An 18,070-nucleotide genomic window follows, 5' to 3' on the forward strand; every position below is an offset into this window, starting at 1 on the left:
GCTCGGCTACACCGTCGCCGACGATGCCGTGACATCCAGATGCTTCTGCAGGAAGCGCACGCATTCCCGGACCTTGGCCGAATTCTTCAACTGCACCGGATAGACCGCACACAGGTCGGCCTCCTGGAAATACTGCGGCAGCACCCGCACCAAGCGCCCGCGCTTGAGGCTGTCGGCCACATCCCAGATCGAACGCAGGATGATGCCGTGCCCATCCACCGCCCACTGGTGGATGATCTCGCCGTGGTTGGAGGCCAGTCCACCGGACACCTTCACCGTCTCCTGTCCCTTGGGGCCCATCATGCGCCAGATCCCGAAGGACTGGTTGCGCTCGCGGATCACCAGGCACTGGTGCTGGCGCAGCGCAGCCAGGTCGGCGGGCGCGCCATGCTTCTTCAGATACGCCGGACTGGCGCACAGCACGCGCTGGCTGGGCAGGATGCGCTTGGAGAACAGGTGCGGCTCATGCCCCGCGCCCACCCGGATATCGAGGTCGATGCCCTCGTTGACCAGATCGATCTGCCGGTCCACCAGCTCCAGCTGTATCTTCAGTTCCGGATGTTCGCTGGCAAAGCGCGACAGCAGCGGCGACACCACCTTGCGCCCCAGGCCGAAACTGGTACTGATCTTCAACAACCCGCGCGGCACGCGCTTGGCGCTGCTGACCGTTTCCATCATCTGCTCGACATCATCGAGAATCTTGCGCGCCCATTCGTGGACATTGCCGCCATCCTCGGTCATGACCACGCTGCGCGTGGTGCGATGGAACAGGCGCACGCCCAGCGCCTGTTCCAGCAGGGCGATGCGCTTGCTGATGTAGGCCGGCGAGGCACCCACTTCACGTGCCGATTCTGCAAAGTTGCTGTGGCGGGCCACCACGCAGAACAGGCGCAGGTCTTCAAGCAGGGGAGAATTGTTCACGATATGTAGGCATTGGAGTCCACGATCTGTGGATTATAGTCCCGGACCGCCCTCCGCCCCCAACCTGGCGAGACGCGGCGCATCGCCTGCCCCATCGGCCAATTTCCCGCAAGCGCCCGAAATGTGGCAGTCTTGCGCAATCGCAACGAATTCTCTTGGAGTAGCAGCATGAGCCTCATCGACGAACAGGAAGTCCCGCCCGATCTTCCCCACATCCAGCGCATCGAAGTCAATCAACTGCAATGCCTGCGCGTGCAGACCGAACGCGCCGAACTGCTGATCGCCGAGCAAGGCGCGCAGGTGCTGCGCTACCAGGTGCACGGCCAGGAACCGGTGATCTGGATGAGCGAGGAAGCCGCCTTCGAGGCCGGCAATTCGGTACGTGGCGGCATCCCGGTGTGCTGGCCGTGGTTCGGCGACCTCATGCGCAACCCGCCGCAAGTACAAGCGCTGCACGCTGGTGGCCGCCTGCCGGCGCACGGCCTGGTGCGTGGCATCCCCTGGCTCTTGATGGAAAACACCATCGAAGGCGACACCGTGCGCCTGGTCCTGGCCATCCCGCCAACGACCGAATCGCCGGCCCTGCGCCACCTGCCGCCGGGCATCGAACTGCGCCTGGAAATCCTGCTGGATGATCGCCTGCACCTGAAACTCACCACCCGCAATGGCAGCGAACAGCACATCGCCCTCACGCAAGCGCTGCACAGCTACTTTGCAGTCAGCAGCATCCACAACGTGACGGTCGATGGCCTCGAAGGCCAGCGCTATATCGAAACGCTGGAAGGCTGGGCCGAGCGCGAGCAGAAGCGTCCGCTGGTGGTCAGCAGCGAGACCGACCGCATCTACCTGGACCTGCCGCCGCACCTGGCCATCCGCGACGAGGGCTGGAACCGCCGCATCCACATCGAGGCCAGCGGCTCGACCTCGGCCGTGGTCTGGAACCCGTGGGTGAGCAAGGCGCGCCGCCTGTCGCAGTTTGCCGATGATGCCTGGCAGCGCATGCTGTGCATCGAGACGGCCAACGTGATGGAGGATCTGGTAGAGCTGGAACCGGGTGCGGAGCACACCATGGGCGTGAGCATCTGGGGCGAGACGCTGGGCGGCTGACGCTGCCCTTGCAGCAGAATCCCCCCGGGAAAGGCAGTACCGTCATGACGGCACTGCCTTTTTTCATGGCTGACGTTTTCTGCACTGTTCACGAATCGTGTTTTATAAAATCACCAGTTCGTGGATGATCTGGCGCGGGAAGCGATTTATGATGGCTGCACTTTACAGACCCGGCATGCCGGTTTCCCCTTTCTCCAGAGGAGCAGCAACGATGAGCAAGACCCACAAGATCGCCGTGATCGCCGGTGACGGCATCGGCCAGGAAGTGATGCCCGAAGGCCTGCGCGCGGTCGAGGCCGCTGCCAGGAAGTTCGGCATCGACATCGAGTTCAGCCATTTCGACTGGGCGCACTGCGGTTATTACGCCCAGCACGGCAAGATGATGCCGGATGACTGGTTCGATCAGTTGAAGGGTTTTGAAGCCATCTTCTTCGGCGCGGTCGGCTGGCCGGCCACGGTGCCCGATCACGTCTCGCTGTGGGGTTCGCTGCTGAAATTCCGCCGCGATTTCGATCTCTACGTCAACCTGCGTCCGGTGCGCCTGATGCCGGGCGTGCCCTGCCCGCTGGCCAACCGCAAGCCGGGCGACATCGATTTCTACGTGGTGCGCGAGAACACCGAAGGCGAGTACTCTGCCATCGGCGGCCGCATGTTTGAAGGCACCGAGCGCGAGACCGTGATCCAGGAATCGGTGTTCAGCCGCAAAGGCACCGACCGCATCCTGAAGTTCGCTTTCGACCTGGCGCAGAGCCGTCCCAAGAAGCACCTGACCTCGGCCACCAAGTCCAACGGCATCGCCATCACCATGCCTTACTGGGATGAGCGCGTGGAAGCCATGGGCGCCAAGTATCCCGACGTGCGCCGCGACAAGTACCACATCGACATCCTGACCGCGCACTTCGTGCTGAACCCGGACCGCTTCGATGTGGTGGTGGCGTCCAACCTGTTCGGCGACATCCTCTCGGACCTCGGCCCGGCCTGCGCCGGCACCATCGGCATTGCGCCCTCGGCCAACATCAATCCGACGCGCGAGCTGCCGTCGCTGTTCGAGCCGGTGCACGGTTCGGCGCCGGACATCTTCGGCAAGAACATCGCCAACCCGGTGGCCACGATCTGGTCCGGCGCGATGATGCTGGACTTCCTGGGCAATGGCGAAGGCAAGTATCGCCAGGCGCACGACGCCATGCTGGCGGCCATCGAGGAGGTGCTGGTCAATGGACCGACCACGCCGGACCTGGGCGGCAAGAGCAATACGACCGAAGTGGGCAAGGCGATTGCTGCGGCGATCTGATCGCTGACCGGTCTTCATTGCAGCAACAAGTGGCTCGCCTGGTGCGGGCCATTTTTTCGTGGGGCATTTCATGCGGTGGGGCCATGTTCAATCGTAAAGGGCATGTTAGGATGGCCGCACTTTCATTTTTCGCGATCGATGAGTTGGACATGGCTGCAAGCCTGCGCATGACAGGACACCGCTTGCTGGCGGAGTTGCTCTTCTGGAGCATCACGCTGGTGCTGTTGCTGGAGGACGATGTCGCCATGCTGGCCATGATGCTGACCTGACGCGACGCCCTGCCCCACATGGATCCACGCTTTTCTTCTTTCCTCTCCGCACCCCGCCTGTCCCTTCTGCTGGCGACGGCACTGGCTGCGGCCTGCCTGCCGGCGCATGCCGAGTGGATGCCGCTGGGGGAGAACAACATCGGCAGCTTCTTCATCGACAAGGGCAGCATCGTCAACACGCGCAGTGTGCGGCAGGCGCAGATCCTGCTGAACTGGAACCGTCCGCAGCTGCTGATGGGCCAGGGCAGCAAGACGTATTACCTGTCGGAGATCTCGACCGCCTACTTTGACTGCACGGCGCGCCAGCTCGGCTTTGGCAGCCGCAAGATGTATGCGCAGGCCGATGGCAAGGGTCAATTGCTGCTGGCACCGCAGCTGGCGTATTCGGACGTGAAGCTGCAGGATCCGATACCTGGTTCGACGGGGGAACGGGCCATTGAGGCGGTGTGCGGTAAATAATTTTCACATCAGTGGTGCACCGGGGGTCTTCAGGGCTTGCCCGGCAAAGCGAAATCGGTAATAATCGCTGGCTCGCGTCGCCGGGATGGCGGAATAGGTAGACGCACGGGACTCAAAAACCCTTTCATCCCGGGTGCGAGTAGATGCCGAAGTGGCGAAATTGGTAGACGCGATTGACTCAAAATCAATTTCCTTCGGGAGTGCCGGTTCGATTCCGGCCTTCGGCACCAAGAGAATTCAATGAGTTGGACGAGAAACAGGCACTTCGGTGCCTTTTTTTCGCCTCTGACTCTTCCGTTTTCGGGATAGTTGATGTAATCTCACTATCCTGAAAGCGGAAATTGTGACACAGAAGGTATGTGACACTTGTGTCAGACGCTTGAAAAAATGGAACAGTGAAGTAGCAACCGTGCGGGTTTCCCGGCGATTTTGAAGAAAAACGTTGTGGCATCCCCCATTTTTCCGAGGAATTCTCCATGAACGCAGCGCAGAAGACTTTTGACGAACAAGAAGACCTGATCCAAACCCAGCTCCGCCTGGAAGAAGAGATGACCAAGCGCGGGGCCGAAGCCTTCATCCGAAATGTGAATAACGCCAAGGCGCGGGCCGATGAAGCAGGTACCGTTCACGGCACCATCCTCATGAAGGGCCGCGTGAATACCCTGGCTCTGGGCATCAAGCAGTGGATGACCTCGATGTCCGAAGGCCGCGCCGGTAACAACGCTACCGCCTACAAGAAAGTCCGTGACCTGTCCGCTGACACCCTGGCCTACCTGACCCTTCGCACAATCATCGGTGGTATCTCGGGCGTTCGCACTCTCCAGGCTGTGGCCGTGTCCATCGGTAGCACAATAGAAGATGAGCTGCGCCTGGGAGCCATCCGCGAGAACGACAAGAAGGCCTACGAGTCCATCGTGGCCGGTGCCAAGAAGCGTTCCTCGGACTATTACAAGCATGTGTATGCGGTTCGCCGCGCTGATCACCTGGACGATGGCTGGAAGGAGTGGAGCCGTGTCGAGCGCCTGCATGTCGGCACCAAGATGATCGACCTGACCATCTCCAGCATCGGCCTGATCGAGATCACCAACGAGGTCGAGGGCTTCGAGAACAGCCAGAACTATGTCAAGCCCCTCCAGTCCACCCTGGAATGGATCGAGAAGAAGAACGAGGCGACTTCCCTGCTCCGTCCGGTCTATGAGCCGATGGTCGTGCAGCCTCGCAACTGGACTACCCCGTATGACGGTGGCTACCTGTCGGCCCATATCAAGCCGCTGACCTTGGTGAAGTCCAACAACAAGGCCTACATGGAAGAGTTGAGCCACACCGACATGCCTATCGTCTACGAGGCGATCAATGCCCTGCAGCAGACCGCATGGCAGATCAACAGCCAAGTCCTGGAAGTCATGCAGCAACTTTGGGCCTCCAACAGCGAGATGGCTGGCCTGCCGAAGAAGGATGGCCTGGAGATGCCCCGCAAACCCTTCGACATCGAGACCAACGAGGACGCCCGCAAGGCCTGGAGGGCTGAAGCCGCCACCGTGAACCTGATGAACCTGCAGTCCATCTCGAAGCGCGTCTCCTTCAGCAACACCCTGGACATCGCCCAGCGGTACAACAGCTATCGCAAGATTTTCATGCCGTACACCCTGGACTTCCGTGGCCGCATCTATGCTGTCCCGCACCTGAATCCCCAGGGCAACGACATCCAGAAGGCCCTGCTCCGCTTCGCCAATGGCAAGCGCCTCGGCGAGGAAGGCTGGAAGTGGCTGGCCGTCCACGGTGCAAACCTGATCGGCAACGACAAGTGCAGCTACGAGGATCGCGTGACCTTCATCCTGGACAACGAGGAGGAAATCTGCGCCATCGCTGAGAATCCCTTCGACAACCGTGGCTGGTGCGGTTCCATCGCAGGCTTCAAGGTGGACAAGCCCTGGCAGTTCCTGGCGTTCTGCTTCGAGTGGGCGGGCTACGTGAAGCATGGCGAGGACTTCATCAGCAAGCTGCCGGTGGCTCTGGACGGCTCCTGCTCGGGCATCCAGCACTTCTCCGCGATGCTGCGTGACCATGTCGGTGGCGCTGCCGTGAACCTGATCCCCGCCGATCTGCCCGCAGACGTCTATGGGCTGGTCGCCAAGAAAGTCCTGGAGCAGATCGAGATCGACATCCAGACCGGCACCGCTGACGAGCTGAAGCACACCGATGAGGGCAAGCCATACCTGAAGCGTGGCACGAAGACCCTGGCCGCACAGTGGAAGGAGTTTGGTGTCTCCCGCAAGACCACCAAGCGTTCGGTCATGACCTTGGCCTATGGCTCTGCCGAGTATGGCTTCAAGGAGCAGCTCATGGAGGACATCCTGACCCCTGCCCGCCTGAACAAGGAGAAATTCCCCTTCGATGGTGATGGTTACGGTGCTGCTGCCTACATGGCGAAGCTGATCTGGAACTCGGTGAACCTCGTCCTGGTGAAGGCTGGCGAAGCGATGAAGTGGCTGCAGGAAGCGGCATCCTTGGCTGCGAAAGAGGAACTGCCAGTGCGCTGGACGACTGCCGTGGGCTTCCCGGTCATGCAGGCCTACCCGGACGTTGATACTCGCCGTATCAAGACCGCCATCTCAGGTCAACTGGTGAAGCTCACCATGCACGAGGAGAAGAAGGACAAGCTGGCCTCTCGTCGTCAGCGCCAGGGCATCGCCCCGAACTTCGTGCATAGTTGCGATGCTGCCCACCTGATGCTGACCACGGTGCGCGCCCGCCAGAATGGCATCAAGAACTTCGCCATGATCCACGACTCCTTCGGCGCACTGGCCGCTGACATCGGTGGAGACAAGGGCCTGTATGCCACTGTGCGTGAGGCATTCGTGGAAATCTACGAGACTGCTGATGTCCTGCAGAACTTCCGCGATGATGTCGCCGGGGTTCTCTCTGAGAAGGGACGCGCAGCACTGAAGCCGATCCCATTCAAGGGCAACCTGGAGTTGTCCTCGATCCTTGAGTCGCGCTATTGCTTTAGCTGATTGTTCCGATTTTTCAACTATACTTAATTTGCGGTGCATGCTCTGATGCATTTTTGCGATAACTGCCGCTGGAAAGAGCTGCACCGCTCGGAGACATCCTGGAACAGGCAAAGCCTCAAGAGAACTGTTGCCAATTGATTGCCATGCTTAATTTTGCAAGAGCGTTCCATCCTGCTTTGACCGCATAAGATAAGGCTTCGCTTGTAACATCCCCAATTTGCTTCATGGCAGCATCTTTGGCCGCTTTCGATATCTTTGTTCCAAACGACTCACCTGCTGGGGCGACACCAAGAGAATTAGGCACGGTCTTCAATACTTCCAGAGCCATCGGACTAAGCGTGACAAATATCTTTCTTCCCGAATCGGTGACACCCACTTTCCCTATCAGATACCCTGTTTGATACAGCCAGTTAGCTGTCTCGTAAATAAATTCCAATTCTTCCTTTAAATCGACTATCTCATCACCAATACGGTACCGGCCTGTGTACAGCCCACGACCATCAGTCGTCTCCGCACAGCGTTCCGCGCCTAACATGGCGACCGTGTCTATTTGAGTTCGTCGCGGGAAAGTGCTCTGCAGCATGGCGAAGATATGCCCAACGTAATAGTTGAATTTGTCATGGTTATTCTCCGTCTCGCCTTCTTCACCCTTGAATATCTGAATCACGAAGCCTCCGTTTAAGTTCCAACTTTCCCAAGCAGTAATTTTGAAAGTGACACATAAGCATAACAGGAGCCGTTCGCTGATTCCCTCCGACTGACCGCTATTGGCTGTCGCCTACAAGATCAGACGAGCGGCTCCGCTGTTTTGCAATAGTTTCGATTTCGGTACAGTTTTGAAAGTGCCACATTCGACAAACAGGAGCCGCCCCTCTCCGATCCCCACGACTGACCGCTATTGGCTGTCCTGGCGGATCGCTCTCTAGGTGATCCCAGGAATACCGCTATTGGATTCCTCTCTAGGATTATCTCCGGGCTTCATCTCCTTCCTGTCTTCCCTATAAGGATTCTTGTCTCAGAGACCTCTCTGAGATGCGTGTCCCTGTTGTTTTCTTATTGTTCCGTTTTCGGCACAGTTTCGACAGTGACACATTTGCAGAACCCAAGCCGACCACTTGAAAGGACAAATCATGACCTACGAAACCACCCTGGCAAAGGCTATCGCGATTCTCCGTTCTGGTGGTCGCATCACCCGCAGCATGGCGGCACAACTGGCCGAAGAAGGCTATGACGTGCCGTCCTTGACCAACGCCTACATCCGCAAATAAGGAACCCGCCTATGGCAACAAAACCGAAGAACCCCCTGTATGTCACCCCGGCTGGCATTGCGCAGTACCCGTACCTGAGCTGCCTCCATTAATCGAAAGGAGGTGATCGTTATCTCGGCAAGGGGAGCTTCGGCTCCCTTTGTTGTTTCTGGAGATGTGATGGCTGAAAGCGAGAGCACTTTCCTTCAGCACGTTCCCTGTGACAACTGCGGCTCCTCCGATGCGAACTCCCTCTATTCGGACGGACACCAGTACTGCTTTGCCTGCGAAAGCTACGTGGCGGGCGATGGGACTGTTGCTGAACACAAGCAAAGGAAAAAGATGGAAGGACTGATCCAAGGCGACTACCGCGACTTGGTGAAACGCAAGCTGCATGAAACGACTTGCCGCAAGTTCGGATACCAAGTCGGTACTTTCAAGGACAAACCTGTGCAGATCGCCCCGTACTTCGACAAGGACGGGAACATGGTGGCACAGAAGATTCGCTTCCCCGACAAGTCGTTCACCGTCCTGGGCGACATGAAGAAGGCCGAGCTGTTCGGCGCACACCTTTGGGGTGGCGGCAAGAAAATCGTGGTGACCGAGGGTGAGATCGATGCCCTGTCTGTCGCCCAAATCCAGAACCTGAAGTGGCCTGTCGTCTCCATCCAGAACGGGGCGCAGAGTGCCAAGAAGGCTCTGTCGAAATCCCTCGAATACCTGAACCAATTCGAGGAAGTGATCTTGATGTTCGACATGGACGAACCGGGACGCAAGGCTGCTGCCGAGTGTGCCGAACTGTTCGCTCCTGGTAAGTGCAAGATCGCCGCGCTCCCTCTCAAGGATGCCAACGAGTGCCTGATGAATGGCAATGATCAGGATGTCATCACGGCCATCTGGAACGCCAAGCCGTACCGCCCCGATGGGCTGGTCACGGTTGACGATCTCCTGGGTGACCTGGACAAGCCTATCGAGCGTGGACTCCCCTGGTTCCTGGACGAACTCACCGCGCTGACCTTTGGTCGCCGCTATGGTGAGGTCTATGGATTCGGTGCCGGTACTGGCATCGGCAAGACGGACTTCCTGACCCAGCAGATCGACTACGACATCACCACGCTGGGCCAGAAGGTGGGACTGATCTTCCTGGAGCAGAAGCCTATCGAGACCGTGGTACGTATCGCTGGCAAGCATGCTGGCAAACGCTTCCATGTCCCTGATGGAACCTGGACTCCCGAGGAACGGAAGGCCGAGGTCGCCAAGCTGCAAGGCATGCTGACCCTGTACGACTCGTTCGGCCAGACCGATTGGTCTGTGATCCAGAACAAGATCAGGTTCATGGCTGTGTCCGAGGGCATCCGCATCTTCTACCTGGATCACCTGACCGCAATGGCAGACACCCAGGACGAGAAGGGGAGCCTGGAGCAGATCATGAAGGAGATGGCTGGCCTCGCCAATGAACTCCAGATCATCGTCCACTTCGTCAGTCACCTGACCACACCGGAAGGCAAACCTCACGAAGAAGGCGGGCATGTGTCCATCCGCCACTTCAAGGGTACCCTACCAGCGACCACGAACGATAAGCCTTTTCAACTTTGACAGACCCCGGCCAGTCCGGGGTTTTTCTTTTGGAGAAACGACTTGGCAACATTCAGTTATGCCTTGTACCCCGGGGATGGTACGACCACCAACTTCGTCATCCCCTTCCCATACCTTGATCCGGCCCATATCCTGGTCAAGGTCGATGGCGTCTCGGCATCTTTCAGCTTCCTGAATGCCAACACCATCAAGCTCGCCACCCCTGCTCCAGCCGGGAAGGTGGTGGAAATCCGGCGAGCCACCGTGCAAGCCACGGCTCCTGTTGACTTCACCGATGGCTCTGTCCTGCGTGAAGTTGACCTGGACAAGCTGGTGCTGTTCGCTACATACGCAGCCCAGGAATCAATCGATACGCAGCTCCGCACGATCTACCAGAAGAGTAACGGCGACTACACCGCAGCGGGCTTCCGGCTGGCTGACTTGGCTGATCCGGTCAACATGACGGACGCTGTCAATCGCCAGTACTTCGAGAACGTCTACACTCCGCAGATGCAGAACCTGCTGTCCCAGGCGAACGCAGCGAAGTCTGCCGCGCAGGATTCCGCATCGTCTGCCAGCACCTCGAAGTCCAACGCTGCGACTAGCGAGACCAACGCCGCGAACACCTTGGCCGCATTCAAGCGGCAGTACCAAGGCTCCCTGGCTACGGCACCGACCGCCCGGTACGACTCCTCGCCTCTCCAGGTTGGCGATCTCTACTTCAACACGGCAGAGAACGCCATGAAGGTCTACGGCTCGTCGGGCTGGATCAACGCAGGTTCGTCCGTCAATGGTATCCGCAAGATTCAGAGCTTCACGGCTACTCCTGGACAGACCCTGTTCACGATCCCTGGTGGCTACGATGCTGGCTTTGTCGAAGTGTTCATCAACGGCTGGCGTCTCTCGGCTGCTGACATCGACACCTCCAGCGGCTCCACCGTTTCCCTGCTTGAAGCATGTGCCGGTGGCGAAATTGTGGACATCATCTGCTACGGGGCGTTCTCTCTGGCAGGAAGCTACACCAAGGCCGAGACCGATGCCGCTATTGCGAAGGTCAAGACCGACACTGATGCAGCCGTGGCAAAGGTCGGTACTGCTGGTTACCGGAATCGATTGATCAACGGCGACTTCCGAATCTGCCAACGTGTAGGTACTTCCCCGATCAACGTGACGATCACCGGGTACACCCTAGATCGCTGGCGGGCGATGACCACTCAAGCGAGTAAATTCACCGTCCAGCAGGGTAGTGCCATCACTGTTGGTGGGGAGTCTTTCTCGGCCCATGTAGTCTGCGCTTCTTCCGGTGTGTTCTCCCCTGCAGTCTCGGACTACTTCCTGTTCGATCAGCCAATCGAGGCCGATAACATCACAGACCTCCGTGGACAGGATGTTGTCCTGTCGTTCCTCTCCTGTCATGACACGGCAGGAAAGTATGGGGTCGCCTTCGAGTACAACGGTCGCTTTATCTGCAAGACCTACACCCACGCTACGGCAGGCGGTTGGCAGTGGAATGAAATCGTGTTCCCTGCAGATTCTTCCCCTGCGGCAGTAGTGACTGGCAGTGGCTACGGTGGTCGCATCGTATTTGACCTGGGCAGCGGGACGAACTTCGAGGCCGCCAATGAAGGCACTTGGGGAACGACTCTCTACACCCGGACTGCGGGATGTGTACGCCTGATCGGACAAGCAGCCAACACCAATTGTCGCTTCGCCGCAGTGCAGCTTGAGAAGGGCAACAAGCGCAGCCTCTTCGAGAAGCGTCTGAGCACAACCGAGATGGCACTGTGTCAGCGGTATTACTACAAGGTGACGGGTGCGGCTGTTTCTGTTGTAGGTCTCACGAATGCCTTCTGCGCGTCTATTCCGTTCCCGGTTCAGATGCGAGCAGCCCCAACGTTCTCTACGAACGCCAGTGATGGCAACTATGTGGCAGCGGCTCCTGGCTCGAATCAATGGTCTATGTTGAGTCTTGGGATTTCTTACACCTCGAAGAGCGGGACGATCTCGATTGCCGGTACTGCTTCCCGCTATGGTGGCGTCTTCGCCGGATATGTTGCCACCTGGAGCCAAGCCTCTAGCTACTTGGTGATGGGTGAAGGCCTCTCCCTCGACTACAACGCAGAACTGTAATCAAACAGCCCCGCTTCGGCGGGGTTTTCTTTTTGAAGGAACCAAATGACAAAAGCACGAGATAACTCTGCTGGACGTCTCAACGCCGAGAGCGTGAACGGGCTGATGGTCGGTAGCTTCAAGAACCGCCTGCTCAACCCCAACTTCGCCATTAATCAGCGAGGAGCGGCCACGCTTGTTGGCGCTGGCTATTTCGTGGATCGCTGGCGGGCAGCGCAGGCTGGCTCCGTTCAGACTTTCGGAGTTGGAACTCCAAGCACTCTGTCCGACACGGGCGTATCTCACCTCTACATGCAGACTACCACCGTGAAGACTTCCTTGGCTGCAGGGGACTACACCTTCTTTGGTCAGCAGATCGAGGGCTTCAACGTAAGCGACTTGAAGTGGGGTACTGCAGCGGCAGAGCCTGCCACGTTGTCTTTCAAAGCGCAGGCCTCGCAGGCGAACACCGTGATGTCGGTGTGTGTCCGCAATGCAGACGGGACTCGCTCTTACATTACCACCGTAGTCCTGCAGACAGGCCTTCAGGAGTATGCCCTCACTATTCCCGGAGATACCGCTGGCACCTGGAACAAGAATTTCTTGGGCGGAATCGACATCGGGTTCACCTTCGCTGCGGCCAGCTCGGGCACCTTCAGTACGAGCGTGAAAGATGCATGGCAGGTAGGTAACTACCTCGCCCATGTCACGCAGTCGAACTGTCTTGACACTCTGAACCGAACCGTCTCCATCGCTGACGTTCAGTTTGAGCGGGGAACCCGCAAGACCAAGTTTGAGGTGCGCCCGTATCCGCTGGAACTGCTGATGTGTCAGCGTTACTTCTGGCGGCGAATCTCGGCTGTCGCCAATGAATCGTTTGGCTGCGGCCATGCGTTCAGCACTACAGGTGTGGCCTTCAGTGTGAAGAATCCGGTGACGATGCGTACCACTCCAACTGTGCAGCTCGCCAATGTTGGCGCCCTCTCCCCGAACGGCACCTACGTTACTGCCAGTAGCTTTGGTGTCGCCTGGGCTTCGCCGGAGTACCTCTCTGGAACGATGACAATGGGCGCGGCCTACTTCGCGGCAGGCAATGCCGCACTCGTTATGACTGGCGCTGCTGGCTCCTACTGGGGCGGCGATGCCGAACTCTAATCCTGATACTCAAGATTCACATGTACAAACTCACCAACTTCAACTCCGTGACCCGTCTTTCGGACGGGGCCGCAATCCCCTTCGATCCTGCCAACCGTGACTACCAGGAGTTCCTGGCCTGGAAGGCTGCTGGTAATGAGCCGCAACCGGCGGATGCTCCCTCCAAGGAAGAGCAGAACGCTCCTGTCCTGACGGGCATCGAGGCCCTGGAGACCAAAACCCTTCGCGCCATCCGCGAGTACATCCTGGGCGACACCACCGCGAAAGACCGGCTGAAGGTCGTGGACGACGAGATCGCAGCTCTTCGTGCTGCCCTGAAGAAGTAAGGAGGAAGACCGTGAGCGATCCGAAGTTCATCGCAGACGGTCTTTCCATCGGCACTGTGGCGGCGACCATCGCTGGGTGGTTGCCCCACATCGCTGCAGTGCTGTCGATCATCTGGACACTGATTCGCATCTACGAAACCAAAACAGTCCAAGACTGGCTGAAAGGAAAGACCCATGAAAAAGGCTGATGAAGCAGCCCTGGTCGGCCTTCATGGAAAGCTGGCCGAGGTGCTGAAGGAGGCCCTAGAGCAGACCTATACCGATGAGCAAGGTAACAAGCTCCCTCCTCCCGCAGCAATCCTCAATGTCGCTCGTCAGTTCTTGAAGGACAACAAGATCGAAGTAGCGACTGCACCCAAGGGTACGCCTATGGGTGATCTCGCAGACCTCCCGATCTTCGAGGACGACAACTCCCACCACCCCACGTTCAACTGAAAGGAAACACATGGCATCGTTCGCCCAAGCTGGCCGCTCCAATGCTGGCACCAAGAACCCGGTCACCGTCAATGGCGGTTCCTCGGCTGTGGCCCTGACCGACACCCTGACCCTGCATGGCCGTACCTACACCATCCTGGAATGGATTCGCCGTGGTGTTCTGCGCACCACCTCGGTGTCCGGCAACACCGTGACCTACCAGCTCGCTCATGAGCCTGAGTCGGTCTAAGTAGCTCCACCCTCCTCCATCGCCCTGGGGTACTTCGGTACTGCCAGGGCTTTTTTTCGTCCGTATGAAGAAACGACACCCTGCACTTGATGACTTCCGGGTCTTCATGTTCATCGTGTGGAAGCACCTTGGACTGCCGGAACCGACTGATGTCCAGTACGACATCGCCCACTATTGAATAATCCAGGCCAGTACGACAAGCTCTAACTGCCGGTAGTAGCGCAGGGAATGCATAAGGGCCAGGATAAAGTTCATCAGCCGTCCTTCCCTCCAGAGCAGAACGATGCTTAATGTTGCTCAAGACACTTGCCCGAATTGCCTCTAGTGAGTGATGCGGTTCTAAGTAAGGGCGCAGTCTGTCAAGAAATAACGAGGCTCCACTAAGGGAGGGCAATAGTCCCTGATCGAACCACTCTGGACGGCCATCAAAACAGGTTCGATGATAGAAGACGGTATCGAACGGCAAACATTGCTGACGTTCTGATCCTAGATAGTCAGCCATCCGGGTGAAGAATCTGTCAGAAAAAAATAATTGATATTCGTCCTGATCAGGCCCACAGGATTTAACAAAATCATCCCAGTGTTCCCTAGCAGACTGAATCTCACCAATAGAGACACCATGTGCCAAAGCCAGCGAACGGACGATGTCGTCCTCATCATCACCGGATAGAAATTGACGGACCATTCTGCCTCCTTAGAAATTGCTTGTCATTTTATCCATATCAGTGGCTCCAAACATAAACCACACACACTCTCTCCAAAATCCTCAATTAATTCCGTTTATGGGATAGTTGAATAAATAGTTGACACGGGATTTTGTGCCATGTAGGATTCACTCCATCGCGGCTCTGCCGCTCTTTTTTGAAACTGACTGTTCCACTTTCGGAACAATTGATGGAGTGAATGACATGCTGACCAAGCCGACTATCTCTCTCAAAATGGAAATGCCCGAAGAGCTGTTTTCCGTGGACACAAACCCAAAGACCGTCAAGGGCGTGAAGTATGGTTTCCGCACGATGATTCTCTACATGGCTCCTTCTACAGTTTCGGGCTATCAGACCTGCCCTATGGCTTCCCTGGCACAGTGTGAGACTGCATGCCTGAATACTGCTGGCAAGGGACGTCTCTCTTCGGTGCAAGAGTCGCGCATCCGCAAGACCTGGCTCTTCATGGAGCAGCGCGAGGCATTCATGGCTCAGGTCGTCAAGGAAATCCGTCGTAATCTCGCCAAGTCGCAAAAGGACGGACTCACGCTCCTGGTACGCATGAATGGCACGAGTGATATTCGCTGGGAGTCCATCCCGGTGACTGTCGATGGTGTGACCTATCAGAACATCATGGCCGTCTTCCCTGGTGTGCAGTTCTACGACTATACGAAGCTGCCCAATCGCAAAGGCATCCCGGCGAACTATGACCTGACGTTCTCTTATAGTGGCGTCCCTGGCTGGCAAAAGTACGTGGCCCAGGCCAAGGCAAACGGAATGCGCATTGCTGTTGTCTTCCGCACTCGCGAGGAAATCCCCGCGCAATTCCTGGGACTGGACTGCGTGGATGGCGATGATTCCGACCTGCGCCACCTCGATCCTCAAGGCGTGGTAGTGGCTCTGTATGCAAAGGGCAATGCCAAGAAAGACCTGTCCGGCTTCGTTGTGGATACTGCCCGTAAGATCATCCCCCTGAAAATTGCGGCCTGATTGTTCCATTTTTTCAACTGTACGGCATTCGCAAGAGTGCCGCTCAGTGGACAAATTGGCACAGACCAAGTGAAAGAAAGGGGGGTTCCAGTTCGTGGTTCCGTAATAGGTGTGCTCTGCGCTTGATCCCTATGAGGTACTAGCGTTCGGCACTGAAATTATCACAAAAAATCTCACGCATCCCGCGAAAAAGTGTTGCCTGACAGTCACCTTACGCACTTGCATTAACAGGTTTGTAAGTTGTAACATTCAGTAACTTCACTGTCCCGATATCAAGACTGTTGAAGTAGTGAGATAGACATCCCCAGAGCAAAAGAGAGGAGGTCGGCAGCCGCTCTTGGGGTCGATTGAGTGAAATTCAAGTGATTTTGTTGCAAATGTACCGAAATTAGCATTGTGGAGTTCTAGGGATAATTGATATGATCGTAAATGTTCTTGGTTGGGAACTGTTCCTTGAAAGGGAACCATTTTTCGAGAAATCTCTCCTGATCGAACGTGGGGAGTCAGCGGGGGCAAGATATATCGTCCTCCGGTGGCTCAAATTGCGGGTCGTAATTAACCGCTAACAATGTAGGGTTCTTCCCAGGCCGGTAAAGCCTGCCCCGGTAATGAAGAGGAAATCATGAGTAAAACTGTAAGCCTGACTGACATCAACAAACAACTGCGCATCTTCGACATCCTCACCGCTCTGGATTCGGAAATGCCAGCCGGTCAGATCAAGTTCTTCTTGAACGCTGCGAAGCTGCAGCCTTGCACACTGGCCGAGATAGCCCAGGCCAGCGGCACCAAAATGACGACTGCAAGCCGCTACCTCGCCAGCCTGTCCGCTGTTGGGCCATACACTAACTCAGGGTTAAACCTCCTCAAAGCCACGGAGAACCCTGCGAATCGCCGCCAGAAACTGGTGGAGCTAACTCCCGAAGGCGAGAAGCTCTTAGCGACAGTCGTCGGGAAGGAAGTGAAAGGAGAATAAACAATGGCAGTCACTCCGCGTGGCAAGAAATGGCAGGTCTCAGTCGGTTCCGGCAAAGACCGCATACGCTTCACCGTGGATTCAGAAGAAGAAGGCCTGTTGATCTATCAGCAGGAACTGATGAAGCGCAAACGCGCTGCATTGGGACTCTCGGAGCAAACCCCAGAAGAGCCTGTACCAACCCGCCCGGTCATCACCATGATGAGACTCATGGATATGGCTTGTCGGACAAAGTGGCGCATGGCGGCTGATGGGCCAGCCAGGAATGCATCGATCATAGTCCGCATGCTTGGTGAACGTACCCCGGTTCAAGAAATCACCCGGGAACGCATCCATGAGTTGATCGAAGAGTTGTACGAGCAGGGAAATACTGGCGCAACAATCAATCGGAAGCTGTCCGCCCTATCGGTCATGCTCACCATCGCAGAAGATGAGGGCTGGATCGAGAGAGCGCCGAAGTTGCCGCGTCAGAAGGAATCCGAGCATCGCATCCGGTTCTTCAATGCTGAAGAGGAGAACGAGATGCTGGCGGTATGCGCAAAGCTGGGCATGGACACCCTGGCCGAGTTCATCCAATTTGCCATTGATACCGGGTTCCGCCGTTCGGAAGCATTGAACGTGTCCATCCGTGACTGTGAGAACGGCAATGCAGTCTTGCATGCCGGTGAGACCAAGAGTGGTCGTGGCCGCTCTGTCCCGTTGACGACTCGCTGCAAGGAGATCGTCAAGAGGAGGAAAGCTCGGGGATTCGACAAGGTGTTCGATGACCTGAACGAGTACCAACTTCGCCGCCAGTGGGAAGTTCTGAGGGACAACGTCCGAAATCCTGGGGATCACTTCCTGGTACACACCTTGCGGCACACTTGCGCTTCCCGTCTGGCAATTGCTGGCGAGAACGCAACATTCATCCAAACCTGGATGGGTCACAGCACAATTCTTGTCACCCAGCGGTACATGCACCTTGCACCTGATACACTGGTCAAGGGCGTCTCCAGCTTGGAAAACTATCGCAAGAAGAGGGCGTAATGGACATCGATTGGAAGGCCATGCGGCAAGAGTTTGATGACTGGTTCAAACGCGAGTGCTTCGCTGACCAGCTCTACGAACCCATGTGGCGGGCCTACATGCAGGGAGTCATGGATTCCCCGCGTTTACCAAGCGATGACCTTGTGGCAGATGTGTGACATTTTTCAACTGTTCCATTGTCGGAATGGTCGCAACAATGTCACCATCTTTTTGGTAAGTATCTGATTCATATGAATTCAC

The 18,070-nt window shown here is 57.0% G+C and carries 18 protein-coding genes and 1 tRNA gene; 17 read left to right on the forward strand and 2 right to left on the reverse strand.

What is annotated here, in order from left to right; translation table 11 throughout:
- Positions 1-6: 6 nt before the first annotated feature.
- Positions 7-921, reverse strand: coding sequence for a LysR family transcriptional regulator (locus tag ACWHXP_RS12645; RefSeq protein ID WP_034332993.1), 915 nt, complete (start codon positions 919-921; stop codon positions 7-9).
- A gap of 168 nt (positions 922-1,089) precedes the next feature.
- On the opposite strand from ACWHXP_RS12645, the gene ACWHXP_RS12650 reads away from it, so the two are divergent.
- The 5 genes from ACWHXP_RS12650 to ACWHXP_RS12670 all read left to right on the forward strand — a co-directional run bounded on the left by ACWHXP_RS12650 (position 1,090) and on the right by ACWHXP_RS12670 (position 7,061).
- On the forward strand, positions 1,090-2,028 hold the full coding sequence (locus tag ACWHXP_RS12650; protein ID WP_489633719.1) for a D-hexose-6-phosphate mutarotase: 939 nt from the start codon (positions 1,090-1,092) through the stop codon (positions 2,026-2,028).
- A gap of 211 nt (positions 2,029-2,239) precedes the next feature.
- Entirely contained in the window at positions 2,240-3,319 is a 1,080-nt protein-coding gene (locus tag ACWHXP_RS12655) for a tartrate dehydrogenase (RefSeq protein WP_134134805.1), read from the forward strand.
- A 287-nt stretch (positions 3,320-3,606) separates the two neighbouring features.
- Positions 3,607-4,047: a surface-adhesin E family protein gene (locus tag ACWHXP_RS12660; RefSeq protein ID WP_121038499.1), complete on the forward strand. Its 441-nt coding sequence runs from the start codon at positions 3,607-3,609 to the stop codon at positions 4,045-4,047.
- A 145-nt stretch (positions 4,048-4,192) separates the two neighbouring features.
- Positions 4,193-4,277, forward strand: a tRNA-Leu gene (locus tag ACWHXP_RS12665).
- Positions 4,278-4,523: 246 nt separating this feature from the next.
- Entirely contained in the window at positions 4,524-7,061 is a 2,538-nt protein-coding gene (locus ACWHXP_RS12670; RefSeq protein WP_489633718.1) for a DNA-directed RNA polymerase, read from the forward strand.
- A 115-nt stretch (positions 7,062-7,176) separates the two neighbouring features.
- Here ACWHXP_RS12670 and ACWHXP_RS12675 read toward each other — a convergent pair whose 3' ends face one another.
- Complete coding sequence (locus tag ACWHXP_RS12675; RefSeq protein WP_489633717.1) at positions 7,177-7,728, reverse strand: hypothetical protein; 552 nt, start codon at positions 7,726-7,728, stop codon at positions 7,177-7,179.
- 463 nt (positions 7,729-8,191) lie between these two features.
- On the opposite strand from ACWHXP_RS12675, the gene ACWHXP_RS12680 reads away from it, so the two are divergent.
- From ACWHXP_RS12680 to ACWHXP_RS12735, 12 genes are all read left to right on the forward strand, one after another.
- Complete coding sequence (locus ACWHXP_RS12680; RefSeq protein WP_489633716.1) at positions 8,192-8,329, forward strand: hypothetical protein; 138 nt, start codon at positions 8,192-8,194, stop codon at positions 8,327-8,329.
- Between the two features lie 159 nt (positions 8,330-8,488).
- Positions 8,489-9,904, forward strand: a complete 1,416-nt coding sequence (locus ACWHXP_RS12685) for a toprim domain-containing protein (protein WP_489633715.1) — start codon at positions 8,489-8,491, stop codon at positions 9,902-9,904.
- A gap of 42 nt (positions 9,905-9,946) precedes the next feature.
- Entirely contained in the window at positions 9,947-12,013 is a 2,067-nt protein-coding gene (locus ACWHXP_RS12690; protein ID WP_489633714.1) for a phage tail fiber domain-containing protein, read from the forward strand.
- A 45-nt stretch (positions 12,014-12,058) separates the two neighbouring features.
- The gene (locus ACWHXP_RS12695) at positions 12,059-13,147 is read left to right on the forward strand and encodes a hypothetical protein (RefSeq protein WP_489633713.1); all 1,089 of its coding nucleotides are present in this window, start codon (positions 12,059-12,061) and stop codon (positions 13,145-13,147) included.
- Positions 13,148-13,167: 20 nt separating this feature from the next.
- A complete protein-coding gene (locus tag ACWHXP_RS12700) occupies positions 13,168-13,473 on the forward strand; it encodes a hypothetical protein (protein ID WP_489633712.1) in 306 nt (101 codons plus the stop codon).
- Positions 13,474-13,484: 11 nt separating this feature from the next.
- Positions 13,485-13,661: a hypothetical protein gene (locus tag ACWHXP_RS12705; protein ID WP_489633711.1), complete on the forward strand. Its 177-nt coding sequence runs from the start codon at positions 13,485-13,487 to the stop codon at positions 13,659-13,661.
- A complete protein-coding gene (locus ACWHXP_RS12710; RefSeq protein ID WP_489633710.1) occupies positions 13,648-13,908 on the forward strand; it encodes a hypothetical protein in 261 nt (86 codons plus the stop codon). Before ACWHXP_RS12705 ends, ACWHXP_RS12710 begins: the two co-directional genes overlap by 14 nt.
- A 10-nt stretch (positions 13,909-13,918) precedes the next feature.
- Positions 13,919-14,137 (forward strand): hypothetical protein, encoded by a 219-nt coding sequence (locus tag ACWHXP_RS12715; protein ID WP_489633709.1) that lies wholly within the window; start codon positions 13,919-13,921, stop codon positions 14,135-14,137.
- 908 nt (positions 14,138-15,045) lie between these two features.
- Positions 15,046-15,831, forward strand: coding sequence for a GP88 family protein (locus tag ACWHXP_RS12720; protein WP_489633708.1), 786 nt, complete (start codon positions 15,046-15,048; stop codon positions 15,829-15,831).
- Positions 15,832-16,453: 622 nt separating this feature from the next.
- Positions 16,454-16,804, forward strand: a complete 351-nt coding sequence (locus ACWHXP_RS12725; RefSeq protein WP_489633707.1) for a helix-turn-helix domain-containing protein — start codon at positions 16,454-16,456, stop codon at positions 16,802-16,804.
- Positions 16,805-16,807: 3 nt separating this feature from the next.
- Complete coding sequence (locus ACWHXP_RS12730) at positions 16,808-17,830, forward strand: tyrosine-type recombinase/integrase (RefSeq protein WP_489633706.1); 1,023 nt, start codon at positions 16,808-16,810, stop codon at positions 17,828-17,830.
- A complete protein-coding gene (locus ACWHXP_RS12735; protein ID WP_489633705.1) occupies positions 17,830-17,988 on the forward strand; it encodes a hypothetical protein in 159 nt (52 codons plus the stop codon). Before ACWHXP_RS12730 ends, ACWHXP_RS12735 begins: the two co-directional genes overlap by 1 nt.
- Positions 17,989-18,070 lie beyond the last annotated feature (82 nt).

It is taken from the genome of Herbaspirillum sp. Her2, from assembly GCF_057961375.1.

Coding starts and splice junctions, on each gene's coding strand:
- ACWHXP_RS12650 (WP_489633719.1), top strand. CDS start 1,090: ATGAGCCTCATCGACGAACAGGAAGTCCCGCCCGATCTTCCCCACATC.
- ACWHXP_RS12655 (WP_134134805.1), top strand. CDS start 2,240: ATGAGCAAGACCCACAAGATCGCCGTGATCGCCGGTGACGGCATCGGC.
- ACWHXP_RS12660 (WP_121038499.1), top strand. CDS start 3,607: ATGGATCCACGCTTTTCTTCTTTCCTCTCCGCACCCCGCCTGTCCCTT.
- ACWHXP_RS12670 (WP_489633718.1), top strand. CDS start 4,524: ATGAACGCAGCGCAGAAGACTTTTGACGAACAAGAAGACCTGATCCAA.
- ACWHXP_RS12680 (WP_489633716.1), top strand. CDS start 8,192: ATGACCTACGAAACCACCCTGGCAAAGGCTATCGCGATTCTCCGTTCT.
- ACWHXP_RS12685 (WP_489633715.1), top strand. CDS start 8,489: ATGGCTGAAAGCGAGAGCACTTTCCTTCAGCACGTTCCCTGTGACAAC.
- ACWHXP_RS12695 (WP_489633713.1), top strand. CDS start 12,059: ATGACAAAAGCACGAGATAACTCTGCTGGACGTCTCAACGCCGAGAGC.
- ACWHXP_RS12700 (WP_489633712.1), top strand. CDS start 13,168: ATGTACAAACTCACCAACTTCAACTCCGTGACCCGTCTTTCGGACGGG.
- ACWHXP_RS12710 (WP_489633710.1), top strand. CDS start 13,648: ATGAAAAAGGCTGATGAAGCAGCCCTGGTCGGCCTTCATGGAAAGCTG.
- ACWHXP_RS12715 (WP_489633709.1), top strand. CDS start 13,919: ATGGCATCGTTCGCCCAAGCTGGCCGCTCCAATGCTGGCACCAAGAAC.
- ACWHXP_RS12720 (WP_489633708.1), top strand. CDS start 15,046: ATGCTGACCAAGCCGACTATCTCTCTCAAAATGGAAATGCCCGAAGAG.
- ACWHXP_RS12725 (WP_489633707.1), top strand. CDS start 16,454: ATGAGTAAAACTGTAAGCCTGACTGACATCAACAAACAACTGCGCATC.
- ACWHXP_RS12730 (WP_489633706.1), top strand. CDS start 16,808: ATGGCAGTCACTCCGCGTGGCAAGAAATGGCAGGTCTCAGTCGGTTCC.
- ACWHXP_RS12735 (WP_489633705.1), top strand. CDS start 17,830: ATGGACATCGATTGGAAGGCCATGCGGCAAGAGTTTGATGACTGGTTC.